Origin of the sequence: Hansschlegelia sp. KR7-227 (assembly GCF_049446035.1) — a bacterium.
GTDB lineage: Bacteria > Pseudomonadota > Alphaproteobacteria > Rhizobiales > Methylopilaceae > Methylopila.
The window spans coordinates 78,248-97,939 of sequence record NZ_JBMSEA010000003.1; the positions used below are offsets into that span (position 1 = coordinate 78,248).

General features: G+C 67.6%; 19 protein-coding genes. 11 read left to right on the forward strand and 8 right to left on the reverse strand.

The genetic code is table 11. From position 1 onward, the window contains the following. Positions 1-6 precede the first annotated feature (6 nt). From ACO2RJ_RS17860 to ACO2RJ_RS17890, 7 genes are all read right to left on the reverse strand, one after another. Positions 7-492 carry a type II toxin-antitoxin system VapC family toxin gene (locus ACO2RJ_RS17860; RefSeq protein WP_423269485.1) on the reverse strand — a complete coding sequence of 162 codons (486 nt, stop codon included), beginning with the start codon at positions 490-492 and terminating at the stop codon, positions 7-9. Between the two features lie 8 nt (positions 493-500). Then, positions 501-782: a hypothetical protein gene (locus ACO2RJ_RS17865; RefSeq protein ID WP_423269486.1), complete on the reverse strand. Its 282-nt coding sequence runs from the start codon at positions 780-782 to the stop codon at positions 501-503. 21 nt (positions 783-803) lie between these two features. Beyond that, positions 804-1,994, reverse strand: coding sequence for an ABC transporter permease (locus tag ACO2RJ_RS17870; RefSeq protein WP_423269487.1), 1,191 nt, complete (start codon positions 1,992-1,994; stop codon positions 804-806). A 5-nt stretch (positions 1,995-1,999) separates the two neighbouring features. Beyond that, positions 2,000-3,115, reverse strand: a complete 1,116-nt coding sequence (locus tag ACO2RJ_RS17875; RefSeq protein WP_423269488.1) for a microcin C ABC transporter permease YejB — start codon at positions 3,113-3,115, stop codon at positions 2,000-2,002. Positions 3,116-3,306: 191 nt separating this feature from the next. Continuing rightward, a complete protein-coding gene (locus ACO2RJ_RS17880) occupies positions 3,307-5,229 on the reverse strand; it encodes an extracellular solute-binding protein (protein WP_423269489.1) in 1,923 nt (640 codons plus the stop codon). Beyond that, positions 5,226-7,079 (reverse strand): extracellular solute-binding protein, encoded by a 1,854-nt coding sequence (locus ACO2RJ_RS17885; protein ID WP_423269490.1) that lies wholly within the window; start codon positions 7,077-7,079, stop codon positions 5,226-5,228. Before ACO2RJ_RS17885 ends, ACO2RJ_RS17880 begins: the two co-directional genes overlap by 4 nt. A gap of 188 nt (positions 7,080-7,267) precedes the next feature. Next, positions 7,268-8,911 (reverse strand): c-type cytochrome, encoded by a 1,644-nt coding sequence (locus ACO2RJ_RS17890; protein ID WP_423269491.1) that lies wholly within the window; start codon positions 8,909-8,911, stop codon positions 7,268-7,270. 231 nt (positions 8,912-9,142) lie between these two features. On the opposite strand from ACO2RJ_RS17890, the gene ACO2RJ_RS17895 reads away from it, so the two are divergent. From ACO2RJ_RS17895 to phoB, 10 genes are all read left to right on the forward strand, one after another. Further along, the gene (locus ACO2RJ_RS17895; RefSeq protein ID WP_423269492.1) at positions 9,143-9,907 is read left to right on the forward strand and encodes a 3-deoxy-manno-octulosonate cytidylyltransferase; all 765 of its coding nucleotides are present in this window, start codon (positions 9,143-9,145) and stop codon (positions 9,905-9,907) included. After that, positions 9,904-10,812, forward strand: coding sequence for a prephenate dehydratase (locus tag ACO2RJ_RS17900; protein ID WP_423269493.1), 909 nt, complete (start codon positions 9,904-9,906; stop codon positions 10,810-10,812). Before ACO2RJ_RS17895 ends, ACO2RJ_RS17900 begins: the two co-directional genes overlap by 4 nt. 103 nt (positions 10,813-10,915) lie before the next feature. Beyond that, complete coding sequence (locus ACO2RJ_RS17905; protein WP_423269494.1) at positions 10,916-11,407, forward strand: hypothetical protein; 492 nt, start codon at positions 10,916-10,918, stop codon at positions 11,405-11,407. 260 nt (positions 11,408-11,667) lie between these two features. After that, a complete protein-coding gene (locus tag ACO2RJ_RS17910) occupies positions 11,668-13,005 on the forward strand; it encodes an ATP-binding protein (protein ID WP_423269495.1) in 1,338 nt (445 codons plus the stop codon). A gap of 179 nt (positions 13,006-13,184) precedes the next feature. Beyond that, complete coding sequence (pstS, locus tag ACO2RJ_RS17915; protein ID WP_423269827.1) at positions 13,185-14,207, forward strand: phosphate ABC transporter substrate-binding protein PstS; 1,023 nt, start codon at positions 13,185-13,187, stop codon at positions 14,205-14,207. 127 nt (positions 14,208-14,334) lie between these two features. Beyond that, entirely contained in the window at positions 14,335-15,327 is a 993-nt protein-coding gene (gene pstC / locus ACO2RJ_RS17920; protein ID WP_423269496.1) for a phosphate ABC transporter permease subunit PstC, read from the forward strand. Between the two features lie 80 nt (positions 15,328-15,407). Then, the gene (gene pstA / locus ACO2RJ_RS17925) at positions 15,408-16,205 is read left to right on the forward strand and encodes a phosphate ABC transporter permease PstA (protein ID WP_423269497.1); all 798 of its coding nucleotides are present in this window, start codon (positions 15,408-15,410) and stop codon (positions 16,203-16,205) included. Beyond that, positions 16,202-17,041 carry a phosphate ABC transporter ATP-binding protein PstB gene (gene pstB / locus ACO2RJ_RS17930; RefSeq protein WP_423269498.1) on the forward strand — a complete coding sequence of 280 codons (840 nt, stop codon included), beginning with the start codon at positions 16,202-16,204 and terminating at the stop codon, positions 17,039-17,041. The genes pstA and pstB overlap by 4 nt, the downstream gene beginning before the upstream one ends. A gap of 49 nt (positions 17,042-17,090) precedes the next feature. After that, positions 17,091-17,807 carry a phosphate signaling complex protein PhoU gene (gene phoU, locus ACO2RJ_RS17935; RefSeq protein ID WP_423269499.1) on the forward strand — a complete coding sequence of 239 codons (717 nt, stop codon included), beginning with the start codon at positions 17,091-17,093 and terminating at the stop codon, positions 17,805-17,807. A 10-nt stretch (positions 17,808-17,817) separates the two neighbouring features. Beyond that, positions 17,818-18,519: a phosphate regulon transcriptional regulator PhoB gene (gene phoB / locus ACO2RJ_RS17940; RefSeq protein WP_423269500.1), complete on the forward strand. Its 702-nt coding sequence runs from the start codon at positions 17,818-17,820 to the stop codon at positions 18,517-18,519. A 6-nt stretch (positions 18,520-18,525) separates the two neighbouring features. Here phoB and ACO2RJ_RS17945 read toward each other — a convergent pair whose 3' ends face one another. Next, positions 18,526-19,221, reverse strand: coding sequence for a helix-turn-helix domain-containing protein (locus ACO2RJ_RS17945; protein ID WP_423269501.1), 696 nt, complete (start codon positions 19,219-19,221; stop codon positions 18,526-18,528). 155 nt (positions 19,222-19,376) lie between these two features. Here ACO2RJ_RS17945 and ACO2RJ_RS17950 point away from each other — a divergent pair, with 155 nt between their 5' ends. Continuing rightward, entirely contained in the window at positions 19,377-19,691 is a 315-nt protein-coding gene (locus ACO2RJ_RS17950) for a DMT family transporter (protein ID WP_423269502.1), read from the forward strand. The last annotated feature ends 1 nt before the right edge of the window (position 19,692 follow it).

Consider the following 19,692-nt stretch of genomic DNA (forward strand, 5'->3'; position numbering starts at 1 on the left):
CGGCGATCATCGGGCGTCGGCGATCCGGGCGAGGAGGGCGTCGAGGTCGGACGGGGCGAGCGAACACGTCGTAATCCCCTCACGGTCGGCCTGTGCGCGAAGCTTTCGATCTCCCGAGACGAAGACGTGGCAGCCCGACTGCGCCGTGGTGGCCAGATGGATGGCGTCGGGGAGTTTTAGCGCATCATGCCGGGCCCGCAGTCTCGCGGCCTTGAGGAGAATGGGCAGACCAAGCGCGATGGGTCGGAGCGCAGCGTCGTCTTCGAAAAGGCCGATGTAGGAAGAAAGGAAGCCGACGGCCGCTTCATCGTCCGGCGAGATGCGAAGCGCTTTCAGGGGACCGACAATCGTCTCGGCCAAGGTGAGCTCGCTGGTCAGAAGCTCAGTATTGCGAGTCACGACGGAGCCGAAGATGCTCGCAAGGAGTTCCCTCGTTGATCCGACGCCTTCGACTGCTTCGATGAGCGTATTCGCGTCCAGGTACAACCTCATTTCAGCGTTCAGCGATCCCACTCGTCACGCAGTTCTCGAACGCGTGCGACGGCCTCCTCCGTCGAAACGGGTTTGAAATGCGGGCTGGCGCGCGCCGCATCGATTTTCGCGTTGATTCGCGCCCACGCGCGCAGCTTGCGTTCACGAGCCGCGTCAGATTGTTCAATCCTCTCTGCCGCAGCCTCCACCGTCACCCGCACGCGGGTCCCCGCGCCCAGCCCGGCGCGGAGGTCCTCCGGCAGCTTCTCCACCGGGTAGTCCTCGCGGATGATTTTGTCGCGCTCGTCCATGCGCCCGATCCTACACTCCTCTTACCGGAACGTCTTCCGCGGGTCGAAAGCGTCGCGCACGGCCTCGCCGACGAAGATCAGCAGCGACAGCATCACCGCGATCACCAGGAAGCCGGAGATGCCGAGCCAGGGCGCCTGCAGGTTCGACTTGCCCTGCGCGAGCAGCTCGCCGAGCGACGGCGAGCCCGGCGGCAGGCCGAAGCCGAGGAAGTCGAGCGCCGTCAGCGTCGAGATCGAGCCCGACAGGATGAAGGGCATGAAAGTCAGCGTCGCCACCATGGCGTTCGGCAGCAGATGGCGGAACATGATTGCGCGGTTGGAGACTCCCAGAGCGCGCGCCGCCCGGACATATTCGAAGTTCCGCCCGCGCAGGAATTCTGCGCGCACCACGCCCACCAGCGCGACCCAGGAGAACAGGAGCAGGATGCCGAGCAGCACCCAGAAGTTCGGCGGCAGCACCGACGACAGGATGATCAGCAGATAGAGCGTCGGGATCGACGTCCAAATCTCGATGAAGCGCTGGAACAGCAGGTCGGTCCAGCCGCCGAAATAGCCCTGCACCGCGCCGGCCAGGACGCCGACGATAGACGAGAGCACGGTCAGCGCGAGTCCGAACAGCACCGACAGACGGAAGCCGTAGATCAGCCGCGCGAGCACGTCGCGGCCCTGGTCGTCGGTGCCGAGCCAATTCCATTCGATGTCGGCGCAGGATTTCGCGCGCGGAGCTGCGGCGTCGGCCTTCGCGACGTCGCCCTCCGGCGTCCGGGCGGCCGCCGCCTTGGCGCAGACCGCGTCGTCCAGCATCCAGGTCGGGGCTGAGGGCGCCGGCGTCGGCAGGTTGAGGTTGATCGTATCGTAGCTGTAGCGCACCGGCGGCCAGATCATGTAGCCGCCGGACTTCTTGACGAGATCCTGAAGGTAGGGATCGCGGTAGTCCGCCTCGGTCTCGAAGTCGCCGCCAAAGGTCGTCTCGGCGTAGCTGGTGAGCGCGGGGAGGTAGAAGGCGCCGTCATATTTCACGAGGAACGGCTTGTCGTTCGCGATGAACTCCGCGAACAGCGTGAGCACGAACACCACCATGAACAGCCAGAACGACCAGTGGCCGCGCTTGTTCGCCCTGAAATTGGCGAGCCGCCGCCGGTTGATCGGCGACAGGGCGCCCTTCCGCGGCGCGTTCGCCATGGGCGGGGCGAGCGGGGCGGCGTCGGCCATCCGCGTCACACCTCCCGCGCTTCGAAGTCGATGCGGGGATCGACCCACATGTAGGAGATGTCCGAGATGAGGGCGACGACGAGGCCGAGCAGCGAGAAGATGTAGAGCGTCGCGAACACCACGGCGTAGTCGCGGTTGACGATCGATTCGAAGCCGAGCAGCCCGAGGCCGTCGAGCGAGAAGATCGTCTCGATCAGCAGAGCCCCGGAGAAGAACGCGCCGATGAAGGCGCCGGGGAAGCCCGCGATCAGCAGCAGCATCGCGTTGCGGAAGACGTGGCCGTAGAGCACCTGGTTCTCGGTCAAGCCCTTCATCCGCGCCGTCTGGACGTACTGCTTTCGGATCTCATCGAGGAACGAGTTCTTGGTCAGCAGCGTGGTCGTCGCGAAGGCCGAGATCGCGAGCGCGAGCAGCGGCAGCGTCATGTGCCAGACGTAGTCGACGATCTTCCCCCACAGCGACAGCTGGTCCCAATTGTCGGAAGTGAGGCCGCGCAGCGGGAACCAGTCGAGGAAGGTGCCGCCCGCGAACAGCACGATCAGCAGGATCGCGAACAGGAAGCCGGGGATGGCGTAGCCGATCACGATCACGCTCGACGTCCAGACGTCGAAGCGCGAGCCGTCGCCGATCGCCTTCGCGACGCCGAGCGGCACCGAGATCATGTAGGAGATCAGCGTCATCCACAGCCCGAGCGAGATCGACACCGGCATCTTCTCGAGGATCAGGTCGACGACGTCGATGTCGCGGAAATAGCTCCGGCCGAAATCGAAGCGGGCGTAGTCCCAGATCATCTTGGCGAAGCGCTCGGGCGCCGGCTTGTCGAAGCCGAACTGCTTTTCGAGCTGCTTGATAAATTCGGGGTCGAGCCCCTGCGCGCCGCGGTATTTCGAGGTGATCGGGTCGTCGGAGCCGGCGCGCTGCGCGGGGTTCGCGTTCGACAGATCATTGCCGGAGCCGCCCGAGATGCGGGCGGTGGCCGAGGTGTCCTGTCCGGTGACTTGCGCGATGACGCGCTCGACCGGGCCGCCCGGGGCGAACTGGATGATGATGAACGACACCAGCATGATCCCGAGCAGGGTCGGGATCATCAGCAGCACGCGGCGGGCGACGTAAGCGAGCAAAGGCTAGCGTCCCGCCATGGTGAACATCTCGGCCGAGCACGCTCGACGCGGTCGCAGGGCGCGCGCCGTCGTCCCGGGCTTGTCCCGGGACCCAGAAACGTCGCGAGCGCCGGGCCTTGCCGAACGCTGCGGGAATGGATTCCAGGACAAGCCCGGAATGACGCCTGCGCCCCCAGCACATGTCTGGCGAATCACGCCTTGATCCCCGCTCTCTCGGCCTTGTCCTGATCCCACCACCACGTCTCCGGCGCGCCGCGAGCGTAGCGCGGTTTGTCGGCGGGATGCGAGAACGCGTCCCAATAGGCGAGCGTGTGGACGTCCTTGTACCAGGCGGGGACCCAGCTCCGCAGCGAGCGCAGCACCCGGTCCAGCGCGCGGCACGCGACGTTGAGTTCGTCCCGGGACTTGGCCGCGATGATTGTCTCCACCAGCGCGTCGATGGCAGGGTTGGCGACGCCCGACATGTTCTGCGAGCCTGGAATGGTCGCGGATTCCGACGAATAGACCTGCCGCAGCCCCTCGCCCGGCGTCTCCGCCATCGAGAGCCGCTGGCTGACCACGTCGTAGTCGAAGGCGTTCGCGCGCTGCTGATACTGCGCCGGATCGACCTGCCGGATCGAGGCCTGCACCCCCAGCACCTTCAGGTTCTTAATGTAGGAGGAGACGTGCGGATCGAGCCCGGGATCGAACTCGAGAAACTCGATCGTCAGCGCTTCGCCGGCGGCGTTGACGGCGCGTCCGTCCTTCACCGTATAGCCGGCCTCGCGCAGCAGCCGCAGCCCCTCGCGCAACAGCTTGCGGTCCTGCCCCGAACCATCGCTTACGGGCGGCGTGAGCGGCTCGCCGAACGCCTCGTCGGGGATCTTGCCGCGGAACGGCTCCAGAAGCGCCAACTCCTCCCCCGTCGCGGGCCCCGTCGCCATCATCTCCGGCGCGCCCTGGAACACCGAAACCGTGCGCTTGTAAGCCCCGAACATCAGGTTCTTATTCATCCACTCGAAGTCGAAGGCGAGGTTCAGCGCCTCGCGGACCCGCGGGTCCTGGAACTTCGTACGGCGGAGGTTGAAGAACCAGCCCTGCCCGCCCGAGGGCGTCAGGTCCGGCAGCGTCTCCCGCTTCACCTTACCGTCCCGTACGCCCGGAAACTCGTAGCCGGTCGCCCAGGTGCGCGAGGTGAACTCCTCGCGGAACAGATAGGCCCGCGCCTTGAACGCTTCGAAGGCGACGTCGCGGTCCCGGAAGAACTCGAAGCGGACTTTGTCGAAATTGTTCTGGCCGACATTCGGCGCGAGGTCGCGCGCCCAGTAGTCCGGGACGCGGTCGAACTCGATCAGGCGGCCCTGCTCGACGCGGCCGACCTTGTAAGGGCCGGAGCCGAGCGGCGGCTCGAGCGTCGCGGCGTCGAACTCGCGCGTGGCGTAGTAGGTCTTGGAGAAGATTGGAAGGGCCGCGAGCGTCAGCGGAAGGTCGCGGGTGCGGGACGCCTTCAGCCGCAGAACGACCGAATCCGGCGCCTCGACCTCCACGGCCTTCAGGTCGCGAATGGTCTGGGCGATCAGCGGATGGCCCTTCGCCTTCAGCGTCTCGAGCGACCATTTGACGTCGTCGGCCGTCAACGTCGATCCGTCGTGGAACCGCGCTTCGGGCCGAAGCCGGAACCGGTAGGCCAGACCGTCGCCCGACACAGCGACGGAGCGCGCCACGAGGCCGTAGACCGCGTCCGGCTCGTCGTTCGCCCGGGCCATCAGCGTGTCGAAGGTCAGTCCCATCCCCTGCGCGCCATCGCCCTTCAAGATGAAGGCGTTCAGCGTGTTGAAGGTGGTGAAGTTCTGGTTCAGCGCGCGGACCGAGGGCACCTGGCTGAATGTCCCTCCCCTCGGCGCGTCCTCTCGGACATAGTCGAAGCGCCTGAAATTCGCGGGGTATTTGAGCTCGCCGAAGGCGGAGAGACCGTGCCGTTCGGGCCCGAACGCCTTCGGGTCGCCGTCCGCGGCCGCCGGAGCGGCCGGCGCGCCTTCGGTCTGCGCGCGGGCGCCCCGCGCGAGAAGCGGCAACGCTGCGGCGGCGCCGAGGAAGGTGGCGGCCCGGCGGCGGGTGACGGTCCCCGCCGTCACGGACGGTCCCCGATCGCCTTCGCCTTCTCGGCGTCCCACCACCAGACGTCGGGGAACAGCGGCCCCGCCGCGGGCAGCTTTGCCGGCCGCGCGAACCGGTCCCAACGCGCCGTGCGGTCGGCGGTCGAGGTGAACTGCGGCACGACGTAGTCATGCGCGAGCAGGACCCGGTCGAGCGCGTGGGTCGCGGCGACGAGATCCTCCCGGTCCTTCGCGTAGATGACTTTCTCGATCAGCGCGTCGATCCCGGCGTCCTTGATCCCAATAAAATTCTGCGAACCCTCGCGGTCGGCGGCCTCCGAGCCCCAATATTCAAGCTGCTCGTTGCCGGGCGACAACGACTGGCCCCAGCCCGCGCGGATCACGTCGTAGTCCCGGCTACGGATGCGGTTGATGTACTGGCTGTCATCCACCGACCGAAGCCGGACCTCGACGCCGAGACGTTCGAGCGCGGGCTTGTAGAACAGCAGGATGCGCTCGAAATTCGGGTCGGAATACAGGAACTCGACCGACATCCGCTCGCCGGACTGGGCGTTGCGGAGCTGGCCGTCCTTCACCTGCCAGCCGGCCTCCTTCAGCAGGCGGATCGCCTCGCGCAGGTTGGCCCGCATCGCCTCCGGGCCTCCGCCCACGGGGTTCTTGTACTCCGTGGTGAATACCGACGGCGGGACCTTGTCCTTGATCTCGTTCAGAATTTCGAGCTCCCGGCCCTGCGGCAGGCCGCTCGACGCGAGCTCGGTGCCGAAGAAGTAGCTGTCGATCCGGACATACTCCCCGAACATCAGCGTCTTGTTTGTCTCTTCGAAGTCGAAGGCGAGGTTGAAGGCCCGTCGCACCCGCGCGTCTTTGAACTTGTCGCGGCGGATGTTGAACACAAAAGCCTGCATCACGCCGGACATGCCGTTCTGGAACTTTTCCAGCACCACGCGCTTCTGCTGGACGGCGGGGAAGGCGTAACCGGTCGCCCAGTTCTTGGCGCTGTTCTCCTGCCGGAAGTCGTATTGGTCGGCCTTGAACGCCTCGAGCAGCACGGTCGCGTCGCGGAAATAGTCGTAGCGCAGCTCGTCGAAATTGTTGACGCCTTTGCTGACAGGCAGGTCCTTCGCCCAGTAGTCGGCGACGCGCTCGAACGAAATCCAGCGCCCGGGCGCCAGATCTTTGACGCGGTAGGGACCGGAACCAAGCGGTTTTTCGAGCGAGCCTTCCTCGATGTTGCGCGTGCGGCCCTGCGCGTCCGTCCCCTCCCACCATGCCTTCGGCAGCACCTGAAGCTGGCCGACGATCTGCGGAAGTTCGCGGTTGCCGGGGCCGGCGAAGTCGAACGTGACCTCGCGGTCGCCCGTCTTGCGGGCCGCCTTGACGTCGCGCCAGTAGTACTGCCGCTGCGGGTTGATGCGCTTCAGCGTCTCGAACGACCAGATGACGTCCTCGACCGTCACCGGCGAGCCGTCGTGCCAGCGCGCTTGCGGGCGCAGCCGGAACGTCGCCCAGGACCAGTCCGCCGGATACTTCACGCTTTCGGCGATCAGCCCGTACTCGGTGGACGGCTCGTCGGAGGCCGAAACCATCAGCGTGTCGTAGACGTCGCCCATCCCGGCCGCTGGATTTCCCTTGCGGATGAAGGGATTGAGGCTGTCGAAGGTGCCGGACGCCGCGAGCCGGACGATCCCGCCCTTGGGCGCGTCCGGGTTGACGTAGTCGAAATGGGCGAAGTCCGGCGGATACTTCACGTCGCCAAACAGCGACAGGCCGTGCCGCCAGGCCGGCTGCGCCGTCGAACTGTCCTGCGCCGTCGCAGGCGGCGCGAAGGCGATCAGTGCGGCAAAGGCGGCGGCGAAGCGGAAACTCATCGGTCGGAGCGCATCCTCTGATGTCGCGGCGGGGGCCGGCGACGCGGCCGCATTATGTCGCGAAACGCGGCTTCTTCCAGACGATCGCCCCCGCGGGCGCCGACGTGACGCGATCGTGAGGCCGGCCGCTCACGAAAAAGGCCGGGCGCTCGGCCCGGCCTGTCTCGTTCCGATTCGTCGAGCGGAGCTTACTGCGCCGAAGGCGTCGGAAGCGGATTATCCGAGTTCTTGTTGAGGAAGGCGATGATGTTCGCCCGCTCCTGCGGATCCTCGACGCCCGGGAACGCCATCATGGTTCCGGGCGCGTAGGTCTCCGGGCTCTTCAGCCAGGCGTCGAGCTGACCGAAGTCCCACGGCCCCTGCTTGCCCTTGATGGCGTCGGAATATTCGAAGCCTTCCTGATGGGCGTGCTTGGCTCCGACCACTCCGTAGAGATTGGGGCCTGCGCTCGCCTCCTCGCCCTTCTTCAAGGTGTGGCAGACGGCGCATTGCTGGCCCACCGCCGCTTCGCCCTTGGCGAGATCGGCGGATGCGAGGCGCTTGTCGATCGGCTCCTCGGCGTCGCCTGCCGCCGGAGCGGCGGCGGGAGCCTCGGGCTTCGCCGGTTCAGCCGGGGCCGGAGCGGCGGCTTCGGGCTTCGCGGGCTCGGCCGGCGCGGGAGCGGCGGCTTCAGGCTTCGCGGGCTCGGCCGGGGCGGCCGGCGCGGCTTCAGGCTTCGCCGGCTCGGCGGGCTTCGCCGCCTCCTGCGATCCGCCGGCCTGCTCGTTCGCGGGCTTGGCCGCCTCGGGCTCCGCCTTGGCCTGTTCCTGAGGCTTGGCGTCGCCGCCGGCCGGAGCCGGAGCGGCCGCCGGGGCGGCTTCAGCCTTCTTGTCGCCGCCGCCGAGCGGCAGAGGCTTGTCCGACTGCTTGTTGAGATAGGCGACGATCGCGGCGCGTTCGTCCTCGCTCTTCACGCCTGCGAACGACATCGAGGTGCCCGGGATGTAGCCCTTCGGGTTCTCGAGCCACTTGTCGAGCGAAGCGACGTCCCAGGTCCCGCCGGTCTTCTTCATCGCGTCGGAGTAGCCGAAGCCCTCCTGATGCGCGTGCTTGGCGCCGACCACGCCGTAGAGATTCGGACCGATCTTGGCCTTGCCGCCCTTGTCGAAGGAGTGACACGCGGCGCATTTCTTGACCGCGTTCTCGCCCTTCTTGACGTCGGCCGACGCCACCTTGGCCTCGAAGCCGCCGCCTGCGCCGCCTGCTGCGGCCGGAGCGCCCGCCCCCGCGGTCGCGGGGGCTCCTTCGCCGGCTTTCGGCAAAGGCTGCGGATTGTCGGAATTCTTGTTGAGATAGGCCAGAAGATTGGCCCGCTCCTCGGGGTTCTTCACGCCCGCGAAGGACATCGACGTGCCGGGGAGATAACCCTTCGGATTCTCGAGCCAATGGTCGAGATTGGCGAAATCCCAGGTCTTGTCCGTGGTCTTCTTCATGGCGTCGGAATAGCCGAAGCCCTGCATATGGCCATGCTTCATGCCGACGACGCCGTAGAGGTTCGGGCCCATCTTGGCCGGACCGCCCTTGTCGAAGGAGTGGCACGCGCCGCATTTCTTGGCCGCGCTCTCGCCCTTCGCCGGATCAGCCTTGGCGAGCAGCGCAAGCGCCCCGCTCGCGGCCGCAGCCTCGCCCCCGCCCGCTCCGCCGGCGCCCTTCTCCGGAACCGCGACTTCCATTCCCGGCTTTTCCGGCGCTTCCTGGTGGAAGACCTCCTCGACGATCGCATTGACGCCGAGCACGACCGTCAATGTCCCCAGAACGGCGCCGGCGATCTTGTTAAGTTGAAACGAGTCCATGTCCGCTCCGGCTGAATCCCCACTGGGCAGGGGGCCCTTCAAGTCGCTCTCGCGACATTGGGCCTTCTCCAAAAACATTGGTCAACGCACGGAATCCCCAGCGCTTCCCACAGCGGGCGGCAAGCTACCCGGTTTTGCGGAAATCCCGCAACTCGGCTATGCCCCCGGCGCGGTGCGACTTAGTGCTGACGCCGCCGCTCATTTTTGCTGTTCGTCGATCACGGAGACCTTATGCCGACGGTGCGCGCGCCCATGCGGCCTCTGGTGCTGATCCCGGCCCGCCTCGCCGCCACGCGTCTGCCGGACAAGCCGCTCGCCGACATCCAGGGCGATCCGATGATCGTCCATGTGTGGCGCAGAGCGATGGCGGCGGGCGTCGGACCCGTGATAGTCGCGGCGGACAGCCAGGCTGTGGCCGACGCGGTGACCGCGGCCGGCGGTCAGGCCGTCATGACGCGCGCCGACCATCCGTCGGGCTCCGATCGCATCTACGAGGCCCTCACCGCTCTCGATCCCGACATGGACTTCAACGTCATCGTGAACGTCCAAGGCGACCTGCCGACGCTCGATCCGGCGGTGGTGCGGCAAAGTCTCGCGCCCCTGGCCGACCCGGACGTGTCGATCGCGACGCTCGTCGCGGAGATCGTTCGGGAGGAGGAGCGGACCGCCGACAGCGTGGTGAAGATGGTCGGGTCGGAGGTGACGCCCGATCGCTTCCGCTGCCTCTATTTCACGCGCGCGACGGCGCCCTGGGGTCCGGGCCCGCTCTACCATCACATCGGGCTTTACGCCTATCGGCGCGAAGCGCTGGAGCGCTTCGTCAAACTGCCGCCGTCCCCGCTCGAGCGCCGCGAGAAGCTCGAGCAGCTGCGCGCCTTGGAGGCCGGCATGCGGATCGACGCGATGCGCGTCGACACCGTCCCGCTCGGCGTCGACACCCCGCACGACCTTGAACGGGCGCGGGAGCTGATCGCCGCCGGAGACGTCGCCGCATGAGCGGGACCGCAGACAAGCCGCGCATCGCCTATCAGGGCGAGCCCGGCGCCAATTCGCACATGGCCTGCGACCTGGCCTTCCCCGACATGGTCGCGCTGCCCTGCGCGACGTTCGAGGACGCCTTCGCCGCGGTCGCCGGCCGCGGCATCGTACCGGGCCAGCACGTCCGGCGCGCGGACCAGGCCGAACGGGCGATGATCCCGATCGAGAACTCCGCCAACGGCCGGGTCGCCGACGTGCACCGCCTGATGCCGCTCGCGAAGCTCAACATCGTCGGCGAGTTCTTCATGCCGATCCACCATCAGCTGCTTGCGCCGAAGGGCGCCACCCTTGGGACGATCAGGACCGTCCAGAGCCATGTCCAGGCGCTCGGCCAGTGCCGCGGCAAGATCCGCGAGCTCGGGCTGCGCGCCGTGATCGGCGAGGACACGGCCGGCTCCGCCGCGGAGGTGGCGCGGGCGGGCGACGTGACGCGGGCCGCTCTCGCCTCCACGCTCGCCGCCGAGATCTACGGGCTCGAGGTTCTGGCGCGCGACGTAGAGGACACGCCTGACAACACGACGCGCTTCGTCGTGCTGTCGCGCGATTCCAGCTGGGCGCCGAGAAGCGGCGGGCCCACGGTGACGAGCTTCGTGTTCCGCGTCCGCAACATCCCGGCCGCCCTCTACAAGGCTCTCGGAGGGTTCGCCACCAACGGGATCAACATGACGAAGCTCGAGAGCTACCAGCTCGACGGCGCCTTCACGGCGACCCAGTTCTACGCGGACGTCGAAGGGCATCCCGAGGATGCGGCGTTGGCGCGGGCGCTCGACGAACTCGGCTACTTCTGCGAGGAGCTCGCGATTCTCGGCGTCTACCGCGCCCACCCCTTCCGCTCGCGTCAGTCCGCCGCGCCAAGGACGTGAGCGGCCCGCATCCGGCGAAGTGACGGCTCGACGGTCCGTCGCGGAGAGCGCACAACGCTGGCGGGACGCAGTCTCAGTCCCTGGTTTGGAGGATCGACGGGCCATGGTCCGATATCTCGCTTTCAGCTCGGCCGCCGCGTTCGTCGCGGCGCTCGGCTTCGCGGCGCCCGCCTCGGCGCTGACCATGAAGGAGTGCGGCGCCAAGTATCAGGCGGCCAAAGAGGCGAACGCCCTCAAGGGCATGAAGTGGAACGACTTCCGCAAGGCGGAATGCGCCGACGAGGACGCTTCGGCCACCGAGGCCGCGGCGGCCGTCAAGGACGACGACGAGAAGCCCGCGACGGCCGCCGCGACCGCGGCGGAGAAGCCGACGCCGGGGAAGACGACCGCCGCCACGCCGAAGTCGTCCGGCCCGGTCAAGTTCCCGACCGAGGTCTCGGCGAAATACGCCAACGAGACGCCCGGCAAGGCGCGCATGCACACCTGCGTCGACCAGTACCGCGCGAACAAGGAGAACGGCGGCAACGGCGACCTGAAATGGATCATGAAGGGCGGCGGCTACTACTCACAGTGCAACGCGAAGCTGAAGAGCTGAGCTGGCCGCAGGCGCGCTCGGCTTGACGCCCGCGGCTGCGCGCCCTCGCCGCCTTTGGGCCGGAAGCGCCGGAGCGTCCATGCAGGCGCGACGTCGGGCGCAGACCGCCTCTCGTCGTGTGGTCCGCGCTTCGTCGAACCGGGGTTCTCGGTCATGATGCCTCCATACGGTGTCGCCGCCCCGTCATCTTGCTCGTGTGGAGTGGCGAATCCGGATGGATATGCCCTCGGCCTGCGGCCGCGGCGAAACCCGCAAGAGCGATGACTCCCACGGACGATCCCGCGCACCGCCGTCCCCGCCTGCGCAGCTCCAGGCTCGCCGCCGCCGCGCGCGCCGCGGCCGCCCGGCTGGCGGACGCGCGTTGGCCGGTCGCCGCCGCGGCGCTCGCGCTGATCGCGCTGGCCGTCGCGGGACGGCTTTCCGCCGTCGACGCGCTGTTCGCCTTCGCCGTCGTCGCCCTCGCGACGGCGCTCGCGCCGTGGAGGCGCGGGACCGCCGCCGCGGTCGAGCCCCCTCGGCCGGCGCCGGTGGTCGCGCCGCAGACTCACGCGATTCTCGCGGGCCTGCCGGATCCAACTCTCCTGCTGGACGCCCGGGGCGTGGTGCTCGCCGCCAACGACCACGCGAGGGCCGCCCTGGGCGAGGTTCGCGCCGGCGACCCGATCTCCTTCGTGCTGCGCGTGCCCGAGGTGCTCGAGGCCGTGCGCGCGGCGGGGCCGGGCGTCCGGCCCCGCGTGGTGCCCTATACGGAACGGACGCCTGTCGAGCGCTGGCGCGAAGCGCATGTGGCGTCGATCCGGGTCGGCCCCGACGGTCCGGCGGCGATCGTGCTCGCGCTGCGCGACCTCACCGAACAGCGACGTTCCGAGCGGATGCGCGCCGATTTCGTCGCGAACGCCAGTCACGAGCTGCGGACGCCGCTGGCCTCGCTGCTCGGCTTCGTCGAGACGCTGCAGGGACCGGCGAAGAACGATCCGACGGCGCGCGACCGGTTCCTCGAGATCATGCGCGTCCAGGCCAACCGCATGTCCCGGCTGATCGACGACCTGCTGTCGCTGTCGCGCATCGAGCTCAAGGCGCATATGAGGCCGCTCGATCTGGTGGACGTGGTCGAAGTCGTCCGCGGCGTCGCGGACGCCCTGGGGCCGCTCGCCCGGGAGCGCGGCGTCGAGGTCGAGGTCAAGGTCGCCGGATCGCCGCTCCGGGTGCGCGGCGACCGGGACGAGCTCTTCCGCGTGGTCGAAAACCTGGTGGAAAACGGGATCAAATACGGCCGCCAGGGAAGGCGGGTCGAAGTCTCGGCCCAAGGCGAGGGGGCGGACATTCGGATCGCCGTCCAGGATTTCGGTCCCGGCATCGCGCCGGAGCACGTGCCGAGGTTGACCGAGCGGTTCTACCGGGTCGACGTGGCCGACAGCCGCGACAAGGGCGGCACGGGGCTCGGTCTCGCGCTCGTCAAACACATCCTGCAGCGACATGGCGGAAGGCTGCTCATCGACAGCGTCGCCGGACAGGGCGCGACCTTCACGGTCGTCCTGGAGCGCGTCACGCAGGACCGGACGCCGCAGGCGGATGTTCCGCTGAAACAGGCGGGATAGCTTGGAAAATCAGCGCCTGAGCGCCGTCATCCAGTTGTCGTCTGGGAGTCATAGAAGAGTGGCGTCCGACGGATAACGTCGCGCTGTCTTCGATCGACCCGGGGCCGCAGCACCGCGGCGGGCGACCGATTTCTGATGAACACCAGGAGAAGCTCGTGAAGCTCAACCGGATCCTCGGCATGGTCGCAGCGACCGTGCTGATGGCGACCCCCGCGTTCGCCGCCGACATTTCGGGCGCCGGCGCGACCTTCCCTTACCCGATCTACGCCAAGTGGGCGGAAGCCTACAAGAAGGAGACCGGCAACGGGCTGAACTACCAGTCGATCGGCTCGGGCGGCGGCATCAAGCAGATCCAGGCCAAGACCGTGACCTTCGGCGCCACCGACGCGCCGCTGAAGGGCGATCAGCTCGAAAAGGGCGGCCTGGTGCAGTTCCCGATGGTCATGGGCGGCATCGTGCCGGTCGTGAACGTCGAAGGGGTCGCGCCCGGCGCTCTGACGCTCGACGGTTCCACGCTCGCTCAGATCTTCCTCGGCGAGGTCAAGACCTGGGACGACGCGGCGATCAAGAAGCTGAACCCCGGCGTCACGCTGCCGTCCACCGCGATCGCCATCGTGCATCGCTCGGACGGCTCGGGCACGACGTTCAACTTCACCAACTACCTGGCGAAGGTCTCTCCGCAGTGGAAGGACAAGGTCGGCGCGGCGACGGCGGTCGAATGGCCGACGGGCCTCGGCGGCAAGGGCAATGAGGGCGTCGCCAACTACGTGGCGCAGACCAAGGGCTCGATCGGCTACGTCGAGTACGCCTACGCCAAGCAGAACAAGCTCTCGCACACCAAGATGATCAACAGGGACGGCAAGACGGTCGAGCCGGTCATGACGTCGTTCCAGGCGGCCGCCGCGAACGCCGACTGGTCGTCCGAGCCGGGCTTCGGCGTCATCCTGACCGACGAGCCGGGCGCGGAAAGCTGGCCGATCACGGCGGCGACCTTCATCCTGATCCACAAGCAGCCGGCCGACCCGGCGGCCGCGACCGAGGCGCTCAAGTTCTTCGCCTGGGCCTATAAGAGCGGCGCCGACATGGCCGCCCAGCTCGACTACATCCCGATGCCCGAAAAGGTCGTCGGCGAGGTGCAGAGCGTGTGGGCTAAGGAAATTAAGGGTCCGGACGGCAAGGCGCTGTACTCGGCTACCAACTGACCGGCCGAGGCCGAGCTTAGCTGAAGCCCTCTCCCGACGGAGGCGCGCCCGCCGCGCCTCCGTCGGTCTCCCCCTCGACGCGCCGCAGTCGACCGGCGCGCCCCGACACCCGACCCGAGATCGCAGCATGACCGATCTGCCGCTTGACGCTTCCGGGGCCCAGTTCGCCGACCCCGCCCGCTCCGGACGCCTTCGCCGTTTCAGGATCCGCGACGGCGTCTTCCACAACATGACGCTGGCCTCGGCGATCTTCGTCCTCGTGATGCTGGGCGGCGTCATCATCTCGCTGATCCTGGGCTCCTCGCTCGCTTTCTCGACCTTCGGCCTGAACTTCTTCGTCACCGAGAGCTGGAATCCGGTCACCGAGAAGTTCGGCGCGCTCTCGCCCATCTACGGCACGCTCGTCACCTCGCTGATCGCCATGCTGATCGCGGTGCCGGTCGGCCTCGGCATCGCGATCTTTCTCACCGAACTCTGCCCGCCGATCCTGCGCCGACCGATCGGCGTCGCGATCGAGCTGCTCGCGGGCATTCCCAGCATCATCTATGGCATCTGGGGACTCTTCGTGTTCGCGCCGATTCTCCAGGGCACGCTGCAGCCGTTCCTGATCTCCGTCTTCGGCCCCGTCCCGTTCCTGTCGGACGTGTTCGCCGGGCCGCCTTACGGCATCGGCATCCTGACGGCGGGCCTGATCCTCGCGATCATGGTGCTGCCCTTCGTCACCTCGATCTCGCGCGACGTCTTCGAGACCGTGCCGCCCGTCCTGAAGGAAGCCGCCTACGGCGTCGGCTGCACGCGCTGGGAGGTCGTCCGGAACGTCGTCATTCCCTACACCCGGGTCGGCGTGATCGGCGGCTGCATGCTCGGCCTCGGCCGCGCGCTCGGCGAAACCATGGCGGTCACCTTCGTCATCGGAAACGCGCACCGCATCTCCGGCTCGATCCTGGCCCCGGGCACCACCATCTCGGCCTCGATCGCCAACGAGTTCACCGAAGCCGTGGGCGACCTCTACACGTCTTCGCTGATCGCGCTCGGCCTCATCCTGTTCATCATCACATTCTTCGTGCTCGCGGCCGCTCGCTTCATGCTGATGCGCCTCGAGAAGCGCGCCGGAGCCTGACGCACATGGCCGTCCCACAGCCCATCTCCCATAGCGCCAATCACCCGCTCTACGTCCGACGCAAGGGTAAGAGCTCCGTCATGATGGGGCTGTCCCTCGCGGCCGCCCTGTTCGGCATCCTCTGGCTCGTGGCGATCCTCGCCACCCTGGTGATCAAGGGGTTCTCCGGCCTGTCGCTCGCGGTCTTCACGGAGAACACCCCGCCGCCCGGCTCGGCCGGAGGCCTGCTCAACGCCATCGTCGGCAGCCTGATCATGACGGCGATCGGGGTCGTGGCCGGCACTCCGATCGGCATTCTCGCCGGCACCTATATGGCGGAATACGGCCGCCACGGCCGGCTCGCGCAGGTGGTGCGCTTCATCAACGACATTTTGCTGAGCGCGCCCTCGATCGTGATCGGCCTGTTCGTCTACGAGCTGATCGTCATCCGCATGGGCCACTTCTCCGGCGTCGCCGGGGCGGTCGCGCTCGCCGTGCTGGTGATCCCGGTCGTGGTGCGCACCACCGAGGACATGCTCAATCTGGTGCCGAACCAGCTGCGCGAGGCGGCGTCCGCGCTCGGCCTGCCGCGGGCGGTCGTGATCCAGCGCATCGCCTACCGGGCGGCCCGGGCCGGCATGATCACGGGCGTGCTGCTCGCCATCGCCCGCGTGAGCGGCGAGACGGCGCCCCTGCTCTTCACCGCCCTGAACAACCAGTTCTGGAGCACCGACCTCAACGCCCCGATGGCGAGCCTCCCGGTCGTGATCTTCCAGTTCGCTCTCAGTCCCTACAGCGACTGGCAGGCGCTCGCCTGGACCGGCGCGCTGCTCATCACCTTCGCCGTTCTGACCCTCAGCATCACGGCGCGCGTCCTTTCGGCCAGGAGCCTGAGATGACTAGTATCGACGTAGCCCAGTCCGCCAAGATGTCTCAGCAGGCCTCCGCCTCCAAGCCCGCCCCCGTCCCGGCGGCTAGCCATGCCGAAAAGATCTCGATCCGGGACCTTAAGTTCTTCTACGGCGACTCTCTCGCGCTGAAGAGCATCAACCTGCCGATCTACGATCGCAAGGTCACGGCCTTCATCGGACCGTCCGGCTGCGGCAAGTCCACACTGCTGCGGGTTCTCAATCGGATGTACGACCTTTACCCGAAGCAGCGCGCCGAGGGGCAAGTGATACTTGACGGGACCGACATCCTGTCGCCGAAGATCGATCTGAACCTGCTGCGCGCCCGCGTCGGCATGGTGTTTCAGAAGCCGACGCCGTTCCCGATGTCGATCTACGACAACATCGCCTTCGGAGTGCAGCTCTACGAGAAGCTCCCCAAATCGGAGCTCGACGGCCGGGTCGAGCAGGCGCTGCGCCGCGCCGCGCTTTGGACCGAGGCCAAGGACAAGCTCGACGCGAGCGGCCTGTCGCTCTCCGGCGGCCAGCAGCAGCGGCTCTGCATCGCCCGCACGATCGCGGTGCGGCCGGAGGTCATTCTGCTCGACGAGCCCTGCTCGGCGCTCGATCCGATCTCGACGGCGAAGATCGAAGAGCTGATCGACGAGCTCAAGGCCGACTACACCATCGCGATCGTCACGCACAACATGCAGCAGGCGTCGCGCACCTCCGAGTACACCGCGTTCATGTATCTCGGCGAACTCGTCGAATTCGGCGAAACCGAGCAGATCTTCATGAGCCCAAATGACAGACGAACGCAGGACTACATCACGGGCCGCTTCGGCTGAGTTCCTGAAGCGAGTGGGCTTCAACGTGACGGATGAGAGCACCAAATCCATGACGGATCACATCGTCTCGTCGTTCGACGCGGACCTGAAGGAGCTCGGCGACAAGCTCGCCGAGATGGGCGGCCTCTGCGAGAAGCTGGTCGCCGAATCGGTCGACGCGCTGCTCCAGCGCGACACGCCGCTGGCGCGTCGCGTCATCGAGTGGGACCGCTCGATCGACCGGCTGCAGCATGACATCGAGGACGGCGCGATCCGCACCATCGCGCGCCGAGCGCCGGTCGCGGTCGACCTCCGGGAGGTGGTCGCCGCGCTCCGCATCGCGAACGACCTCGAACGCATCGGCGATCTCGCCAAGAACATCGCCAAGCGTGTGGTCGCGCTCGACGGGCAGCTTCAGCCGCCCAAACTCGCCGGCGGCGTCGCCCACATCGCCGACCTCACGCTCGGCCAGCTCAAGGACGTGCTCGACGCCTACACCCGCCGCGACGAGGCCCGCGCGATCGAGGTCTGGAACCGCGACGGCGACATCGACGCGCTCTACAATTCGCTGTTCCGCGAGCTCCTGACCTACATGATGGAGGATCCGCGCAACATCGGCTTCTGCACGCATCTGCTGTTCTGCGCGAAGAACATCGAGCGCATCGGCGATCACGCGACCAACGTCGCGGAGACGGTGTACTACCTGGTGAATGGCGTCTCTCTCACCGACGAACGGCCGAAGCAGGACCTGACGAGCACGACCACCATCGAGTTCGGTCAACGCTGAGGCCGCCGCCATGAACCCGCGCGTCATGATCGTCGAGGACGAGGAGCCGCTCACGACGCTGCTTCGCTACAACCTCGAAGCGGAAGGCTACGAGGTCGACTCGGTCGGCCGCGGCGACGAGGCCGACATGCGGCTGCAGGAAAGCGCGCCCGACCTCCTGCTGCTCGACTGGATGCTCCCGGGCGTCTCCGGGATCGAGCTCTGCCGCCGCTTGCGCGCACGGCCGGAGACCGAACGTCTGCCCATCATCATGCTGACCGCCCGCGGCGAAGAGGGGGAGCGCATCCGCGGTCTCGCCACGGGCGCGGACGACTACGTGGTGAAGCCCTTCTCGGTGCCGGAGCTGCTCGCCCGCGTCCGCGCGCTGCTGCGCCGGTCCAAGCCCGAGCATGTGTCCCGCACGCTGAAAGCCGGCGACATCGAGCTCGACCGCGAGAACCGCCGCGTCCGCCGCCAGGCCCGCGAGGTCCATCTCGGCCCGACCGAGTTCCGGCTGCTCGAGTTCCTGATGCAGTCGGCCGGCCGCGTGTTCACCCGCGAACAGCTGCTCGACGGGGTGTGGGGCCGCGACGTCTACATCGACGAGCGGACGGTCGACGTGCATGTCGGCCGGCTGCGCAAGGCCATCAACCGCGGCCGCAAGCCGGATCCGATCCGCACGGTGCGCGGCTCGGGCTACTCCTTCGACGAGACCTTCGCCCGCGCCTCCTGACGGGCGTCAGTCCTTCTCGTACATGATGATCGAGAGATAGGTCATCGGCTTCACGACCAGCCGCTCCGGCCCATGGGGCGCGCCGGAATCGAACAGCAGCGAATCGCCGGCCTTGAGGTGATAGCTGTTGCCGGCATGGGCGTAGACCACTTCGCCGGTCAGCATGTAGATCAGCTCGGTGCCCTCATGCTGGAAGGCGGTGTAGGGGGCTGCGTCCTCGGTCAGCGTGATCAGATAGGGCTCGCAGGCCACGGGGCCGCCGAGCATGTGGCCGAGCAGCTCGTATTTGTGGCCGACCTTGGTGCCGCGGCGCTGGATGACGACGCCCTGCCCCGCCGCGACGTAGGAGCAGTCGCGGCGTTCCTCGAACTCCGAGAACAGCAGGCTGATCGGCACGTTGAGCGCGCCGGCCAGCGTCTGCAGCGTGGTGAGCGACGGCGAGATCTGCCCGTTCTCGATCTTCGACAGCATGCCGGTCGAGACGCTGGCGGCGCCCGCGAGTTCGGCCACCGTCAATCCCATGGTCTTGCGGTGGTGCCTGATCTGCAGCCCGATCGCCTGCTCGAGCGTCCGGCGCTCGATCGCCGCCGGCGCGCCGGACCCCGTCACATAGGCCTCGTCCTCCGAGGGCTCCGAGGCGTCGGCCGACTCGGGGGCGGGGATATGGGCAGCGGCGCGCATCGGGGCGGACTTTCGAGCCATGCCCATCTTTCCTCGCAGGAAACTTTAGGACACGCTAGCGAAAGACGGCGCTATCCCCAAGCGCGTCGACGTCGCGGCGCGCAACGCGCTTTTCCCGCGGGCGCATGTCCTGTCGGCCGCCCTTCCCCACACCCGCCCTCGACAAGGCTCATCGCATGGCTTGGCTCTACCTCGTGCTCGCCGGGCTTCTGGAGATCGGTTGGTCCGTCGGCCTGAAATATTCGGAGGGGCTGACGCGGCTCGTCCCGTCCATGGTGACGGCGGTGTGCATCACGATCAGCGTCACACTGCTCGGGATCGCCTTGCGGACGCTGCCGCTCGGCACGGGCTACGCGGTCTGGGTCGGGATCGGCGCGGCAGGAACCGCGATCGCGGGCGTGATCCTGTTCGACGATCCGCTCACCGCCGCGCGCATCGCCTGCATCGGCCTGATCGTGGCGGGCGTCGCCGGCCTCAAGATCGTGGCGTGAC

Excerpts from the sequence above, each read along its gene's own strand:
- ACO2RJ_RS17860 (WP_423269485.1), bottom strand. The coding sequence starts at position 492 with ATGAGGTTGTACCTGGACGCGAATACGCTCATCGAAGCAGTCGAAGGC.
- ACO2RJ_RS17865 (WP_423269486.1), bottom strand. The coding sequence starts at position 782 with ATGGACGAGCGCGACAAAATCATCCGCGAGGACTACCCGGTGGAGAAG.
- ACO2RJ_RS17870 (WP_423269487.1), bottom strand. The coding sequence starts at position 1,994 with ATGGCCGACGCCGCCCCGCTCGCCCCGCCCATGGCGAACGCGCCGCGG.
- ACO2RJ_RS17885 (WP_423269490.1), bottom strand. The coding sequence starts at position 7,079 with ATGAGTTTCCGCTTCGCCGCCGCCTTTGCCGCACTGATCGCCTTCGCG.
- ACO2RJ_RS17890 (WP_423269491.1), bottom strand. The coding sequence starts at position 8,911 with ATGGACTCGTTTCAACTTAACAAGATCGCCGGCGCCGTTCTGGGGACA.
- ACO2RJ_RS17895 (WP_423269492.1), top strand. The coding sequence starts at position 9,143 with ATGCCGACGGTGCGCGCGCCCATGCGGCCTCTGGTGCTGATCCCGGCC.
- ACO2RJ_RS17900 (WP_423269493.1), top strand. The coding sequence starts at position 9,904 with ATGAGCGGGACCGCAGACAAGCCGCGCATCGCCTATCAGGGCGAGCCC.
- ACO2RJ_RS17905 (WP_423269494.1), top strand. The coding sequence starts at position 10,916 with ATGGTCCGATATCTCGCTTTCAGCTCGGCCGCCGCGTTCGTCGCGGCG.
- ACO2RJ_RS17910 (WP_423269495.1), top strand. The coding sequence starts at position 11,668 with ATGACTCCCACGGACGATCCCGCGCACCGCCGTCCCCGCCTGCGCAGC.
- pstS (WP_423269827.1), top strand. The coding sequence starts at position 13,185 with ATGGTCGCAGCGACCGTGCTGATGGCGACCCCCGCGTTCGCCGCCGAC.
- pstC (WP_423269496.1), top strand. The coding sequence starts at position 14,335 with ATGACCGATCTGCCGCTTGACGCTTCCGGGGCCCAGTTCGCCGACCCC.
- pstA (WP_423269497.1), top strand. The coding sequence starts at position 15,408 with ATGATGGGGCTGTCCCTCGCGGCCGCCCTGTTCGGCATCCTCTGGCTC.
- pstB (WP_423269498.1), top strand. The coding sequence starts at position 16,202 with ATGACTAGTATCGACGTAGCCCAGTCCGCCAAGATGTCTCAGCAGGCC.
- phoU (WP_423269499.1), top strand. The coding sequence starts at position 17,091 with ATGACGGATCACATCGTCTCGTCGTTCGACGCGGACCTGAAGGAGCTC.
- phoB (WP_423269500.1), top strand. The coding sequence starts at position 17,818 with ATGAACCCGCGCGTCATGATCGTCGAGGACGAGGAGCCGCTCACGACG.
- ACO2RJ_RS17945 (WP_423269501.1), bottom strand. The coding sequence starts at position 19,221 with ATGGCTCGAAAGTCCGCCCCGATGCGCGCCGCTGCCCATATCCCCGCC.
- ACO2RJ_RS17950 (WP_423269502.1), top strand. The coding sequence starts at position 19,377 with ATGGCTTGGCTCTACCTCGTGCTCGCCGGGCTTCTGGAGATCGGTTGG.